A 13,117-nucleotide genomic window follows, 5' to 3' on the forward strand; every position below is an offset into this window, starting at 1 on the left:
GTGAGCGAAACAGCCTTGCCAAAAGATCAAGACCAACCCGCGATCGATACGCCGGTTGAAACCCCTGCTCCGAAGGCGCCGCGTCGCGGCAACGGGCTGGCCATTGTCGCGTTGTTGTTGGGAGCCGCCGGCGTGGCCGTTGGTGGTTGGGGCGTGTGGCAGGTGCGTCATCTGCAAGCCAATAACCAGCAGCAGGCCAGTCAGGTTCAGGCGCTCAATGATCAGGCCCAGACCCTCAAGCTCAATGAGCAACGCCTGAGTGAGCGTCTGGCTCAATTGCCTGCGGCGCAAGAGCTGGAAGAGCGTCGGCGTCAGGTCGCCCAGTTGCAGGGTGATCAACAACGACTGAACCAGCGCCTGGAAACCGTGCTCGGTGCCAGCCGCAAGGACTGGCGCCTGGCCGAAGCCGAACATCTGCTGCGCCTGGCCAGCCTGCGTCTTTCCGCCCTGCAGGACATCAGCAGTGCCCAGGCCCTGGTCCAGGGTGCTGACGAAATCCTGCGCGAGCAAAACGACCCTGGCTCATTCGCCGCTCGCGAGCAACTGGCCAAGACCCTTGCTGCGTTGCGCAGTACCCAGCAGCCGGATCGTACCGGGCTGTTCCTGCAGTTGGGGGCCTTGCGTGACCAGGTGCTGCAACTCACGGAGCTGGCACCCGAATACAAGGATCGTGGTGAGTCGTTGCTGGGCTTGACCGCCGATGGCGATGGCGCCAGCCGCTGGGCGCAGTGGTGGGACCAGATATCGCGCTATATCCGTATCGATTTCAACGCGGATGAGAATGTCCGTCCGCTCTTGGCCGGGCAGAGTCTGGTGCAGGTGCGCCTGGCCTTGAGCCTGGCCCTGGAGCAGGCGCAATGGGCCGCTCTCAACGGCCAGGCCCCGGTGTACACCCAAGCGCTGGCTCAAGCGCATGATGTGCTCAAGAACAACTTCAACCAGGACAACCCGCAAAGCAAAATCATGCTTGAGCGCGTGGCCGAGCTGGCCAGGCAGCCGGTGACGGTTGCAACCCCGGATCTGACAGGGACCCTGAGCAGCGTTCAGGCCTATCTGGAGCGCCGCAACCTGAACGCCGAAGAGTCGGTCAAGCCGCTGGCCAAACCTGATGAGCAGGAGGCCACGCCATGAAACGCCTCTACGTGATTATGTTCGTGGTCATCGCTGTCGCTGCCTTGCTGGGCGTGGCGATCGCCGAACATTCGGGTTACGTGCTGGTGGCATACAAGAACTTCCGATACGAGGCCGGCCTTTGGGTCACCCTGGCGCTGGTGGCGGTGCTCTGGCTGGTGTGGCGGGGCGTGAGCGCCTTGGTTGGCCTGGTGACGACCTCCACTGGCGTGGTCAACCCATGGTCGCGCCGCAACCGCAGCCGGCGGGTGCAGGTGGCCATCGAGCACGGGCAACTGGACCTGGCCGAAGGTCGCTGGGCCAGTGCCCAGCGCCACCTGCATCGCGCCGCTGAAGCCGAGCGCCAACCGTTGCTGTATTACCTTGGCGCCGCCCGTGCGGCCAATGAGCAAGGTCTTTACGAGCAGTGCGACAGCCTGTTGGAACGTGCCCTTGAACGTCAGCCCCAGGCTGAGCTGGCGATTGCCCTGACGCACGCACAATTGCAGATGGATCGCGGCGACACCGACGGTGCATTGAACACGCTGCAAGCCATGCATGATCGCCACCCACATAACGCCCAGACCCTGCGTCAGTTGCAACGTCTGCATCAGCAGCGCGGGGATTGGTCTGCGGTGGTCCGGTTGTTGCCGGAGCTGCGCAAGGACAAAGTCCTGCCGCCGGCTGAGCTGGCTGAACTGGAGCGTCGGGCCTGGGGCGAAAACCTCACCCTGGCGGCCCACCGTGACGAAGACGGCAGTGTCGGGTTGCAATCGCTTAACCGTGCCTGGCAACAACTGTCGTCCGCACAACGCCAGGAATCGGCGCTGGTGTTGGCCTATGCCGAGCAACTGCGGCAACTCGGGGCGCAGGCCGAGGCCGAAGAGGTGCTGCGGGCGGCGCTCAAACGTCACTATGACAGTCACCTGGCGCGCCTGTACGGGTTGGTCCGCGGCAATGATCCGGGCCGCCAACTGCAAGCGGCAGAAGGCTGGCTCAAGGATCACCCGAACGACCCTGGCCTGCTGCTGACACTGGGCCGCCTGTGCCTGCAAAACAGTTTGTGGGGCAAGGCACGGGATTATCTGGAAAGCAGTTTGCGCCTGCAGCGCAATCCCGAGGCCTGCGCCGAACTGGCGCGACTGCTGGCGCAACTGGGGGATGCCGAGCGCAGCAACCAGCTCTTCCAGGAAGGCTTGGGGTTACTGGATGAGCGCTTGCTGGCCGCGCCACTGCCCGTCCCGGCTCAGGTTTTGGCCACTTGAGAGAGAGTGAGTCGTTCTTGAGGGTTGTATGAATCATTGTGGCGAGGGAGCAAGCTCCCTCGCCACGTGTTTATTGATGCCCCTAATGGCGTTAGCAATGCCTTCGGTAAAGTCCTACAGCAAGCTGCGCTTAATCTTCTCTTGCTTGTCGGGAATTCCCTACACCCCTGGTGAAGTGTCTGCACGGCCCCGCCTTGAAAGGCCGGCGGCCTTTCCTCTACCGTAACGGCCTGTCTCTTCTGTTACGGAACCGCCATGTCTTTGGCTTGCTCACGCTTCTTGTTTTTCATGGCTTTCATCGCCGCCGCTCTGGTTTTTGGTATCGCCAGTTACCTTGAATATGCGGTAGGTCTGACGCCTTGCAGCCTGTGTGTTTTGCAACGGTTGTGCCTGATGCTGTTTTTGATGAACTGTCTCGCCGCATGCCTGCATGGTCCTGCTCAGAAAGGCAGCATCTGCTACGGGGCGATGGGACTGGTTTTCGCGTCGAGCGGGTTGACGCTGGCATGGCGTCAGGTTCTGGTGCAAGGCGACTCGCTGGAGCAGTTGCCCGATTGTATCGATCACCTCAAGGCAGTGAGTTCGTGGTGGGGCGCTGTACATCGTGTACTCGAGGGGGCGATCGACTGCGCGAGCATCACTTGGACCCTGTTCGATCTGAGTCTTCCCGAATGGAGCCTGTTGTTTTTTCTCGCCGTGTCTTTTGTGATGTCCTATCTGTTGCTGCGCCTTGTCTGGAACGCTCTGATACGACCGCTCAGCGGCACAACGTCGCAACTGGTCCGGGTCATGGATTAAACACTTGTATGAACTTTATCTCCTGCGTACCTTGAAGCGGTTGTCGTGCGGGCATAATCTGGCCCGCACGTGTTATCGGATTTATGCCGCTCGATCATGTTGTGTCTGGCTTGTCCCTGATCATTTCAGGCGGTGCGCAGGCTGCGAGGGGCATGACTCACAAGGGAAGAAATCACCATGCTCGAAAGTTGTCAGAATGCTCAGGAACGCTGGGGTGGGGTGCATCTGCTGATCGACCGCTGGTTGCAGGAGCGTCACGAACTGGTTCGGGCCTATGATGCTCTCGGCGACAGGCCTGAAGCGCTGAGTGAAAGCCGCAAGCCGTTGCAAGAGTTCTGCGGTGTGCTGGTCGACTACGTGTCTGCCGGTCATTTCGAGATATACGAACAACTGACGAGTGAGGCCAAGGCCTTCAACGATAAACGTGGCCTGGAGCTCGCCGAGCAAATCTACCCGCGTATCGACGTCATCACCGAAAAACTGCTGGCCTTCAATGACCTGTGTGATGAAGGCAAATGCGTAGCGGAAAAATTCAAGGAACTGGGTGGCTTGCTGCACGAGCGTTTCGAACTGGAAGACTGCCTGATCGAAGTGCTGCACAACTCCCACAAGGAAGAAGCGCCGGCCCAGGCTTGAGGATTTTTGCAGAATCAAAAGAACGGTGCGCATTGCGCACCGTTTTTTTTTGGAGTCAACTTCAGGTCGTCGCGCCCAGCAACTCGATTTCAAACACCAGCGGCGTGAACGGGGGAATGACATCCCCGGCTCCTTCGGCGCCGTAGGCCAGGGTCGAAGGAATGACCAGTCGCCATTTTGCGCCTACCGGCATTTGCGGCAATGCACTGCGCCAACCGTCAATCACGCTGTCGAGACTGAACCACTGCGCTTGCCCGTTGGAATCAAACACGGTGCCGTCTGGCAATCGACCGACATACAACACCTGGACCTTGCCGTGAGGGCCGGCCTTGGCGCCATTGCCGGGCTTGAGTTCGGTCAACAGAATGCCATCTGCCAGTTGCTGTGCACCGGGCCGGGCTTTTTCCTCCTCAAGAAATTTCTGCTCGGTTTTCAGTGCCGCTTCGATCTGCGGCGTCGCCGATGACGACGTCAGCCGTGCCTGATGGTCGGCCAGTATCTGTTCGATGCGCTCATCTTTCAGGGCCAGCGGTTTGCCCAGATAGGCCTGTTGCAGACCCTCGACCAACGCCTGGATCTGCAGGTCGGGCACATCCTGGCGCAGACGTTCACCCAGGCTTGCCCCCAGGCTGTACGCCAAGTCATGAGCGTCGTTTGCGCTGGTTTTTTCTGCGGCCTGAGCCATGGAGCAAACCATGCAAAGGAATAAAAACAAGTGACGCGACATGTAGTGTTCTCCGGCCTCGAATGGAGGGGATTATGCCAGTGCCGATATCCGCAAAGGTGGTTTGCCCCGGCAGTGGGGTAGAAGATTTTTCGTCCCTTGCAACGCAACGTCTTGTGTACTGTCAACATGCCCTAGCGGCGGTTGCAGCAGAGGTCTAGTATGAGCCGCACTCACGTCAGTCAGGAGGTAAACCATGTCGGCCACCAAGAAGCCAGTAAACACTCCGTTGCACTTGCTCCAACAACTTTCGGGCAGTCTGCTCGAGCATCTGGAAAACGCCTGCTCCCAAGCCCTGGCTGATGCTGAAAAACTGCTCGCCAAACTGGAAAAACAACGCGGCAAAGCGCAGGAAAAACTGCACAAGTCGCGCACCAAACTGCAAGACGCGGCCACCGCTGGCAAGGCCAAGGCACAAGCCAAGGCCAAAGACGCTGTGAAAGAACTCGAAGATCTGCTCGATGCCTTGAAGGATCGTCAGTCCGAAACCCGCGCCTATATTCTGCAACTCAAGCGTGATGCCCAGGAAAGCCTGAAACTGGCCCAAGGCGTCGGTCGTGTGCAAGAAGCCGTGGGCAAGGCACTGAGCCTTCGTGCTGCCAAGCCTGCCGCTGCCGCTGTATCGGCCAGAAAACCGGCCGCTAAACCTGTCGCGACAAAAACACCGACCAAAGTAGCTGCCAAACCGGCCGCAAAAGCGCCGGCCAAAGCAGCGAGCAAACCAGCCGCTAAACCGGCTGCGAAAAAACCGGTTGCTGCCAGCGCGGCAAAACCTGCTGCGAAAAAAACCGCCGTTAAAGCTGTCGCCAAGCCGGCGGCCAAAGTGGCGGCCAAGCCAGCCGCTAAACCTGTCGCCAAGCCAGCTGCTAAACCGACCGCTAAAACAGCCGCCGCCAAACCCGCAGCGACAAAAACCGCCGCGGCTAAACCGGCTGCCAAGCCAGCTGCTACAAAAACGGCTGCTGCCAAGCCCGCCGCCAAACCGGCTGCCAAGCCAGCCGCTGCCAAAGCGCCCGCCAAAGTTGCAGCTAAACCCGCTGCCAAGCCAGCCGCTGTCAAAGCACCTGCCAAAGCTGCGGCTAAACCGGCTGCCAAGCCGGCTGCTGCCAAACCCGCCGCGAAGCCTGCCGCCGCCAAGCCTGTGGCCAAGCCTGCTGCGAAACCCGCCGTGAAAACGCCTGCTGCCGCAAAACCTTCGACTGCTCCGGCGGCCAAGCCTGCGACATCGACTCCGGCTCCTGCAGCGACCCCTGCGCCAACCGCCAGCACTGCGACCCCGGCGCTGAACCCGAGCGCCGCCCCGGCGCCGAGCAGCAACACCCCAACCCGCGCTTCCTAAGTGCCGGACGCCGCGACGCGCAGCTGATGCAGCGCGTCGCGGTTCCCTTGGTCGGCGCCCGCCACGAGTCCTTGCAGCCATTGCGCTGAATCTTTGGGTTGTTCCCCAGGCCATTCCTTGGTCGCAGTCTCCAGTCGCTCCAGCAATCGTCGCTCGGCTTCCAGTTCCAGTCGCTTGACCTGCTCGCGCAGGCTATCGAGTGCCGTGTCTTGAAGGGCGCGGGCTTTCCATTGGCTACGGAGCGTGCGCAAGGGCTGAACGACGTCCGTGTCCCAAGGGCCGACCCATTGCTGAAGCTGTTGCAGTCTTTGTTCAGTGCAGGCTACCCCGCGCTGTTCCAGCCACAGCCCGCAAAGCAGCAGGCAGACATTGGCGCCGGCGCCCTGCAGCGCCAGGCAGGTTTGTTCCACACCAGGCTTGGCGTAGAGGTCGAGGGAAAAGCTCCATAGATCAGAGGACATCGTGCTACTCGCGCCAGTTGCGAGCGAAGCTGGTAGACTCCGCCGCCATTATGATTCGACTTCAGAACCTGACTTTACAGCGTGGCCCGCAACGTCTGCTAGAAGACGCCGAGCTGACCCTGCACGCCGGCCACAAAGCTGGCCTCATCGGTGCCAACGGCGCCGGCAAATCGAGCCTGTTCGCCCTGCTTCGAGGTGAACTGCACCCGGACTCGGGCGATTGCCTGCTGCCCGCCGATTGGCGTATCGCCCACATGCGCCAAGAGGTCGACACCCTTGAGCGCCTGGCGGTGGACTACGTGCTTGACGGCGACCTGCGCCTTCGTCAGGTCCAGCGCGACCTGGCGGCGGCCGAGGCGGCACACGATGGCGCCGCACAGGCCCGTCTGCACGCGGAGCTCGACAGCGCCGACGGCTACACCGCCGATGCCCGCGCACGCAAACTGCTGGCAGGCCTTGGGTTTACCAATGAGCAGATGGACCGTCAGGTTGGGGATTTCTCCGGTGGCTGGCGGATGCGCTTGAACCTGGCCCAGGCCCTGATGTGCCCTTCGGACCTGCTGCTGCTCGATGAGCCCACCAACCACCTGGACCTCGACGCCATCATCTGGCTCGAAGACTGGCTCAAGAGCTATCCCGGCACATTGCTGCTGATTTCCCATGACCGCGATTTCCTCGACGCGGTGGTGGATCATGTCGCCCATGTCGACCAGCGCAAGCTCACCTTGTACCGTGGCGGCTACAGCGCATTCGAGCGGGCCCGTGCCGAACGCCTGGCCCAGCAACAGCAGGCCTACGAGAAGCAGCAGGCGCAGCGTGCGCACATGGAAAGCTACATCGCCCGGTTCAAGGCCCAGGCCACCAAGGCCCGTCAGGCCCAGAGCCGGATCAAGGCACTGGAGCGGATGGAAGAACTGTCCGCGGCCCACGTCGATTCACCGTTTGATTTTGTTTTCCGCGAATCGACCAAGATTTCCAGCCCGCTGATCGACCTGTCGGATGCGCGTCTGGGCTATGGCGACAAGACCGTGCTGGAGAAGGTCAAGCTGCAGCTGACCCCTGGTGCGCGGATCGGCCTGCTGGGCCCGAACGGTGCTGGTAAGTCGACCCTGATCAAGAATCTCTCCGGCGAGCTCGAGCCCCTGGCCGGGCGTCTGACCCGGGGCGAGAACACCGTGGTCGGTTACTTCGCCCAACATCAGCTCGATTCTCTCGACGCCAAGGCCAGCCCGCTGCTGCATTTGCAGCGTCTGGCACCGAACGAACGCGAGCAGACCCTGCGTGATTTCCTCGGTGGTTTCGACTTTCGTGGTGCGCGCATCGATGAGCCGGTACTGAATTTTTCCGGTGGTGAAAAGGCTCGCCTGGCGCTGGCATTGATCGCCTGGGGCCGGCCGAACCTGTTGCTGCTCGACGAACCGACCAACCACCTCGATCTGGAAATGCGCCTGGCCCTCACCATGGCCTTGCAGGAATTCAGCGGCGCGGTGCTGGTGGTGTCTCACGACCGGCATTTGCTCAAGAGCACCACGGATAATTTTTTCCTGGTGGCCGACGGCAAGGTCGAAGAGTTCGACGGTGATCTGGAAGACTATGCCCGTTGGCTGGTGGATTACCGTCAGCGCAATGCACCGGTCAGTACCACGCCGGTTAACCCGGACAAGACCGACAAGAAAGCCCAGCGCCAGGCCGCCGCCGCATTGCGTCAGCAGTTGGCGCCTCACAAGCGTGAGGCCGACAAGCTCGAAGTCGAACTGGGCAAGCTGCATGAAAAACTGCAAAAGATCGAAACCAGCCTCGGCGACAGCGGTCTCTACGAAGCGGCGCGCAAGGATGAGTTGCGCGATCTGCTGGCCGAACAGGCCAGGCTGAAGGTTCGGGAAGCGGAGCTTGAGGAGGCGTGGATGCAAGCCCTGGAACTGCTGGAAAACCTGCAAGCGGAGCTGGAGGCTTTGTCCTGATGGAAGCCTTGGCTTTGCCGATACCCGTCATGTGGGTCGAGCCGATCTGGCTCGGTGTGCAAATACTGCTGATCCTGCTGGCCGGCTACATCGCACAGCGTTGCGTGGCGCGGGCCCTCACGGGCCTTGCCGAGCGCTACCCGTTACCGTCCCAGTTGGTGATCATCCTGCGGGGTGTGCTGCGCTGGCTGATCATGGGCAGCGCGGTGCTGGTGGTACTTGAACGCCTGGGCGTCTCGGCCACGGTGCTGTGGACCGCGCTGTCGGGGTTCGTCGCGGTGGCGGCGGTGGCGTTCTTCGCCATCTGGAGCGTGCTGTCGAATCTGCTGTGCGCCATCCTGATCTACACCGTCGGGCCGTTTCGTCTGGGCGATGTAGTTGAGCTGGTGGAGTCCACCGACAAGCCCGGCATCAAGGGGCGGGTGGTGGCCATCAACCTGCTTTACACCACCTTGATCGAACCCGAGGAACTCGGTACGGGCAGTTCCATGGTGCAAGTGCCCAACAGCCTGTTCTTCCAACGTTCAGTTCGACGCTGGCGCGGCAACGAGGCGTTTCCGGTCGGCGGGTTCGTCGAATAAGCGGGTCTCGATCGTTAAATATCTGTGGTCAACCGTCCGGCGGCGCATTAGCTTAGTGGTTTCAACGAATCTGAGCCGAGGTGTGCAATGGTGCTGGAAACATGGCTGGCGTTTTTCGCCGCTTGCTGGGTGATCAGTCTTTCGCCGGGTGCTGGTGCCATCGCATCGATGTCCAGCGGTCTGCAATACGGTTTCTGGCGCGGCTACTGGAATGCCCTGGGCCTGCAATTGGGTCTGGCGTTGCAAATCGTGATTGTCGCCGCCGGTGTCGGCGCGGTCCTCACCGCATCGGCGACCGCGTTTTATGCGATCAAGTGGTTTGGTGTGGCCTATCTGGTTTATCTGGGCGTCAAGCAGTGGCGAGCCATCCCGGGCGATCTCAGTGATGACGCGGCCGTGCGGCCTATCGGCAAGCCTTTGGCGCTGGTGTTTCGCGGTTTTCTGGTCAACATCAGCAACCCCAAGGCATTGGTGTTCATGCTTGCGGTATTGCCTCAATTCATCGACCCCCATGCCCCGCTGATCAAGCAATACCTGATCCTGGGCGTGACGATGGTTTGCGTCGACCTCATCGTCATGGCCGGGTACACCGGGCTGGCATCCAAAGTCCTGCGCCTGCTGCGCACTCCGAAACAGCAGCGTCGAATGAACCGCACCTTTGCCGGGCTGTTCATTGGTGCGGCGGGGTTGCTGGCGACAATTCGCAAAGCCTCGGTCTAACCCGCCGGTTCCAATGTGGCGGGGATAAATCTCCTCGCCACAAAATAATCGCTGAACCGCTTAGCGCAAAATGACCGGCGCGGTATCCCGTGGCAGGTTGTTGCGCGGCGCAGGCTCGCCGGCTTGTTCGTAGTTCGGCCCGCCAAGTTGTTCGCTCAGTTGCCGCGCTACGTCCTCACCCAGGGCCTTGGACACCTCGCGCACGACCCGCGGGCGGTTGAGGTTGATGCGTACGTCCCGGTGATTCAGCAGCTTGGTGTCCTGGCCTTCACCCATGGCGGTGAAGGCCGAGGTGATTTCGTAGGTTTTGGTGTTGATCAGGCTGAAGTCCGCCACCAGGGTCAAGGCGAGCACGGCCGAGTAGCTGTTGGTATTGGCCAGTTCATTGATGTCGCGGGTGAAGTCGATGTCCGATACGGTGCCGAACAGCACGTAATCGGCGCCCTTGAAGTGCCCGGCCTTGATTCGCTTGATCACGTCATAGACGTCGCCCGTGGACGAAGCGGTGTGGGGCGTGCCTTGCACGAGCTGGAACATCCCGCTGCGCAGGATTTCGCCCTTGATGTCGCCGGTGAACTTGCGCAGTTCGCCCTGCTCGATGTAGCTGGTGGTGGCTTCCATCTCGTCGTAGCTCGACGAAGCGCTGGCGCTGTAAGGGTTCGCCTGGAAGTTGCTCTGGGCCGAAACGGTGTGGATGTATTCCTCCACCCGTTGTTGGTACGCCAGGTCAGTGACCGCGACTTTCGGGGCCGCCTGGGCGCCGAACGCGCAGGCCAGGGCCATGATGCCGATCCATGTGCGCATGGCTTAGCGCTCCGTGGTCTTGCGGATTTCTTTCTCGTCCATCCACTCGGCCAGACCGCTTTCGACGTCGATCAATTGCAGGCTGAATTTGTAGAAGACGTCCTTGTAGTCGCTGCTGCGCTTGACGATCGAGCTGATGGAGCCTTCGAGGCGGTATTTGGCCGCGATCATGTTGCCGGTCTTGGCCACGGTGCTTTTCTTGTACAGGCCGCTCTGGTTTTGCAGCTTGAGCTGGTCAACCTGGCTGTCCATGGCGTTGTTGTCGCTGGCGAAACGTGCCGCACCGGTCTTCATCAATTGGGTCTTGATGCTGGTGGTGATCTCGCGGGTGTCGATGTACTCGCTGGTCTTGTTCTTCACGTCATAGACCTGAACCACCGGGCGGCCCTGCAGAATGCCGGACTGGGCCAGGGAGCGGGTCATGGACTCGGCGATCATTTGCAGATCGGTGGAACCGAATTCGTTGGTCACGGTTTCCACGGCCTTGGTGTCGCCGTAGCTGATGTTCTTGTTGCCCAGGACCGGAGAGTTGTTGGCACAGCCGCTGACCAGCAAGGCGGCCAGGGCGAGGGATGAAATGCGTACAAACATGGGAGTGCTCTCGAAAGCTGAAAAATTAGGGTTAACGCGTGGTGCCAGTCAGTAGAGCCTTTTGTGGGAGCGAGCCTGCTCGCGATAGCGGTCTGTCAGCCAAGCGCATTGCTGGTTGATGCATTGCTATCGCTAGCAAGCTCGCTCCCACAGGTGTGTGGCTCAAGGCGTATTGATTTCCAATCGGAAATCCACAGCCTTGGGGGTCGGTGCGATAGCCGGCAGGAAACTGGTTTGTTCGCCGTACAGCGTCAGGCTTTTCCAGGTTTCTTCCTCGGCAACCGGAAAGCCTTCCGGTCCCAACCAGGCAAAGCGGTAGTACATCGTCTTGTTGTTGAAGCTGGTGTTGCTCAACTGCACATTGACGGTCAGGTAGCCGTTTTCCCGGGCCACGCGCATGGCGCCGACCACGATGTTTTTCTGCTTGCCCATGGCCACGACTTTGCTGGCGGCGCTGCCCGGCTCCGGCGGCGCAGGGGTGGCGCAACCGGCCAGCAAGGCCAGGACACCGAGGGTGATCAGTTTTAAACGCATTTGAACAAGACTCCGTTCTTAAGGTTGCTTGATGCTGGCGACGGCGGTCGGGTTGGTGCTCGGGATCACCTGGGCGGCCAGGCCACCGGCGAAGACCTGATTGCCCACCGCCCGCAGGCTGATGACCTGGTAACGCTGATCGACGGTAACCTTGACCACCGAACCGCCCACCGCGCTCGGCAAGGTGACGTGGTGTTCACCTTTTTTCAGGCGCAGACGCACCACTTGGGTGTAGTCCGGCAGGGTACGCCAGGTCCGGGTGTCCGCGCCTTCCAGCACGGCCGAGGTCAGGCCCACCGCGAGGCCGGCCAGGGGATTGGTTTCGTTGATCTGTTTTTGCGCCACGCCACGGGTGATCGCGCGCACGGTTGTGCGCAGGATGATGCCGGGCATGTCGTCGCGCAGGGCGCGGCGGGACATGGCTGTGGTGCTGTTGAGCTGGGTCAGGTCCAGTTGACGACCGTCGACACCGATTTGAGTGAACGTGGCGGTGGAGGTGTCAGGCTTGATCAGGGGGAATGACAGTGGCGTGATCACCACATTGCCGCTGATGGGCAGGGGCAGGGGAATGCGGATCGAGTCCCGGGACGGCGCCAGGCCGCTCTGCACCACAATCAGGATGTCGCTTTCATCCTTCTTGCCAGCGGGCTTGTCGAGGTTGATCAATGCCTGCTCCAGCAACGGCGTATTCGGACGCAGTTCGGCGGCTTTGCGATAACCCGGAGCGGCCAGGTCTTTTTCGCCCAAGGCTTCATAGACGAACCCGGCCAGGTAATGGCTGAACGCACTCTGATAGCTGTTTTTCAGGCTGATCACTTCCGGCGCGTCGAGGCTGGCCACCGGGTAGCCCTGCAGGTCCTTGTACTCGGTCTTGACCCCTTGCTTCTCGGCATCTTCCTCGCGCTTGAGGTATTCCTTGTCCCGCAGGTCGGCAATCACCGCTTCGCGCTCGTGGGTTTTCTTGATCTGCATCCGCGCGCCGTCGAAGTCGTTCACGGCCAGCTGGTTCAGGGCCATCTGCGTGGTCAGCATGACCTTTTCGTAGTCATAGCCTTCGTAGCGTCGAACTTTATCGTTGACCAGAAAGCTGCCGAACTGTGCCAGATATTTGCCTGTGTCGAGCTTGACTGCATCTTCCCACTGACCCACCTGCTGATCGGCGCTGGACCAGGCAGCCTGACTGCCGGGCAGGTCGCCCTTGGCGCGCAACAGTTCGCCTTTTTCGAAGAAATACAGCAGGTCTTTGTCTTGGCTGGTGTTGTTCTTCTCCAGCAGGGTCAACGCCGCGTCGACGTTGCCGGAAGCCAGTTGCTGATTGGTCTGGGCCAATTCGCTGTCGTAGTTGCGAAACGCAGAGCAGCCAGACAACAAGGTGATCGCGCCGAGGGCGATCGAAAGAGCGGCACGGGATGCCATGAATACTTCTTCCCTGAGGTATCAGCCGGGGGGGTGCGGGTCGGGCTGGGACGATCCACGGACGAGCGCCGGGCGCTGTCGGTTCCTCATAACCGGAGGAGCTTTTATGCCTTCGGACAATAAGAGGGCGGCGGGATTATAAACATGGCCGTTGGCTATGTAATGGCTTTTTAATCT

The 13,117-nt window shown here is 60.8% G+C and carries 14 protein-coding genes; 8 read left to right on the forward strand and 6 right to left on the reverse strand.

Annotation, left to right across the window (positions count from 1 at the left end):
• The 4 genes from PSH91_RS01320 (at position 1) to PSH91_RS01335 (ending at position 3,809) form a co-directional block, all read left to right on the forward strand.
• Positions 1–1,131: a uroporphyrinogen-III C-methyltransferase gene (locus tag PSH91_RS01320; RefSeq protein WP_305468483.1), complete on the forward strand. Its 1,131-nt coding sequence runs from the start codon at positions 1–3 to the stop codon at positions 1,129–1,131.
• On the forward strand, positions 1,128–2,375 hold the full coding sequence (locus PSH91_RS01325; protein ID WP_047226121.1) for a heme biosynthesis protein HemY: 1,248 nt from the start codon (positions 1,128–1,130) through the stop codon (positions 2,373–2,375). Before PSH91_RS01320 ends, PSH91_RS01325 begins: the two co-directional genes overlap by 4 nt.
• 255 nt (positions 2,376–2,630) lie before the next feature.
• The gene (locus PSH91_RS01330; protein ID WP_047226120.1) at positions 2,631–3,173 is read left to right on the forward strand and encodes a disulfide bond formation protein B; all 543 of its coding nucleotides are present in this window, start codon (positions 2,631–2,633) and stop codon (positions 3,171–3,173) included.
• 177 nt (positions 3,174–3,350) lie between these two features.
• Positions 3,351–3,809 carry an Rsd/AlgQ family anti-sigma factor gene (locus tag PSH91_RS01335; protein WP_047226119.1) on the forward strand — a complete coding sequence of 153 codons (459 nt, stop codon included), beginning with the start codon at positions 3,351–3,353 and terminating at the stop codon, positions 3,807–3,809.
• A 61-nt stretch (positions 3,810–3,870) separates the two neighbouring features.
• On the opposite strand, the gene PSH91_RS01340 is transcribed toward PSH91_RS01335, so the two are convergent.
• Entirely contained in the window at positions 3,871–4,536 is a 666-nt protein-coding gene (locus PSH91_RS01340; RefSeq protein ID WP_047226118.1) for an FKBP-type peptidyl-prolyl cis-trans isomerase, read from the reverse strand.
• Between the two features lie 193 nt (positions 4,537–4,729).
• Here PSH91_RS01340 and PSH91_RS01345 point away from each other — a divergent pair, with 193 nt between their 5' ends.
• A complete protein-coding gene (locus PSH91_RS01345; RefSeq protein WP_107321371.1) occupies positions 4,730–5,872 on the forward strand; it encodes an AlgP family protein in 1,143 nt (380 codons plus the stop codon).
• Here the strand turns inward: PSH91_RS01345 and PSH91_RS01350 are convergent.
• Complete coding sequence (locus PSH91_RS01350; RefSeq protein ID WP_107321372.1) at positions 5,869–6,333, reverse strand: TIGR02444 family protein; 465 nt, start codon at positions 6,331–6,333, stop codon at positions 5,869–5,871. The two genes, PSH91_RS01345 and PSH91_RS01350, sit on opposite strands and share 4 nt — an antisense overlap.
• A 50-nt stretch (positions 6,334–6,383) precedes the next feature.
• Here PSH91_RS01350 and PSH91_RS01355 point away from each other — a divergent pair, with 50 nt between their 5' ends.
• The 3 genes from PSH91_RS01355 to rhtB all read left to right on the forward strand — a co-directional run bounded on the left by PSH91_RS01355 (position 6,384) and on the right by rhtB (position 9,595).
• On the forward strand, positions 6,384–8,294 hold the full coding sequence (locus PSH91_RS01355) for an ATP-binding cassette domain-containing protein (protein WP_047226115.1): 1,911 nt from the start codon (positions 6,384–6,386) through the stop codon (positions 8,292–8,294).
• Positions 8,294–8,875, forward strand: a complete 582-nt coding sequence (locus PSH91_RS01360; RefSeq protein ID WP_047226114.1) for a mechanosensitive ion channel family protein — start codon at positions 8,294–8,296, stop codon at positions 8,873–8,875. The genes PSH91_RS01355 and PSH91_RS01360 overlap by 1 nt, the downstream gene beginning before the upstream one ends.
• 87 nt (positions 8,876–8,962) lie before the next feature.
• Entirely contained in the window at positions 8,963–9,595 is a 633-nt protein-coding gene (rhtB, locus tag PSH91_RS01365; protein WP_047226113.1) for a homoserine/homoserine lactone efflux protein, read from the forward strand.
• 60 nt (positions 9,596–9,655) lie between these two features.
• Here the strand turns inward: rhtB and PSH91_RS01370 are convergent, their stop codons facing one another.
• The 4 genes from PSH91_RS01370 to PSH91_RS01385 form a co-directional block, all read right to left on the reverse strand.
• Entirely contained in the window at positions 9,656–10,399 is a 744-nt protein-coding gene (locus PSH91_RS01370) for a hypothetical protein (RefSeq protein ID WP_047226112.1), read from the reverse strand.
• 3 nt (positions 10,400–10,402) lie between these two features.
• A complete protein-coding gene (lpoB, locus tag PSH91_RS01375; protein WP_173407497.1) occupies positions 10,403–10,990 on the reverse strand; it encodes a penicillin-binding protein activator LpoB in 588 nt (195 codons plus the stop codon).
• Positions 10,991–11,152: 162 nt separating this feature from the next.
• On the reverse strand, positions 11,153–11,524 hold the full coding sequence (locus PSH91_RS01380) for a YcfL family protein (RefSeq protein ID WP_047226110.1): 372 nt from the start codon (positions 11,522–11,524) through the stop codon (positions 11,153–11,155).
• An 18-nt stretch (positions 11,525–11,542) separates the two neighbouring features.
• The gene (locus PSH91_RS01385) at positions 11,543–12,940 is read right to left on the reverse strand and encodes a COG3014 family protein (protein WP_047226109.1); all 1,398 of its coding nucleotides are present in this window, start codon (positions 12,938–12,940) and stop codon (positions 11,543–11,545) included.
• Positions 12,941–13,117 lie beyond the last annotated feature (177 nt).

The organism is Pseudomonas sp. FP1154 (genome assembly GCF_030687245.1).
In the GTDB taxonomy this organism is placed as follows: Bacteria; Pseudomonadota; Gammaproteobacteria; order Pseudomonadales; family Pseudomonadaceae; genus Aquipseudomonas; species Aquipseudomonas rhizophila.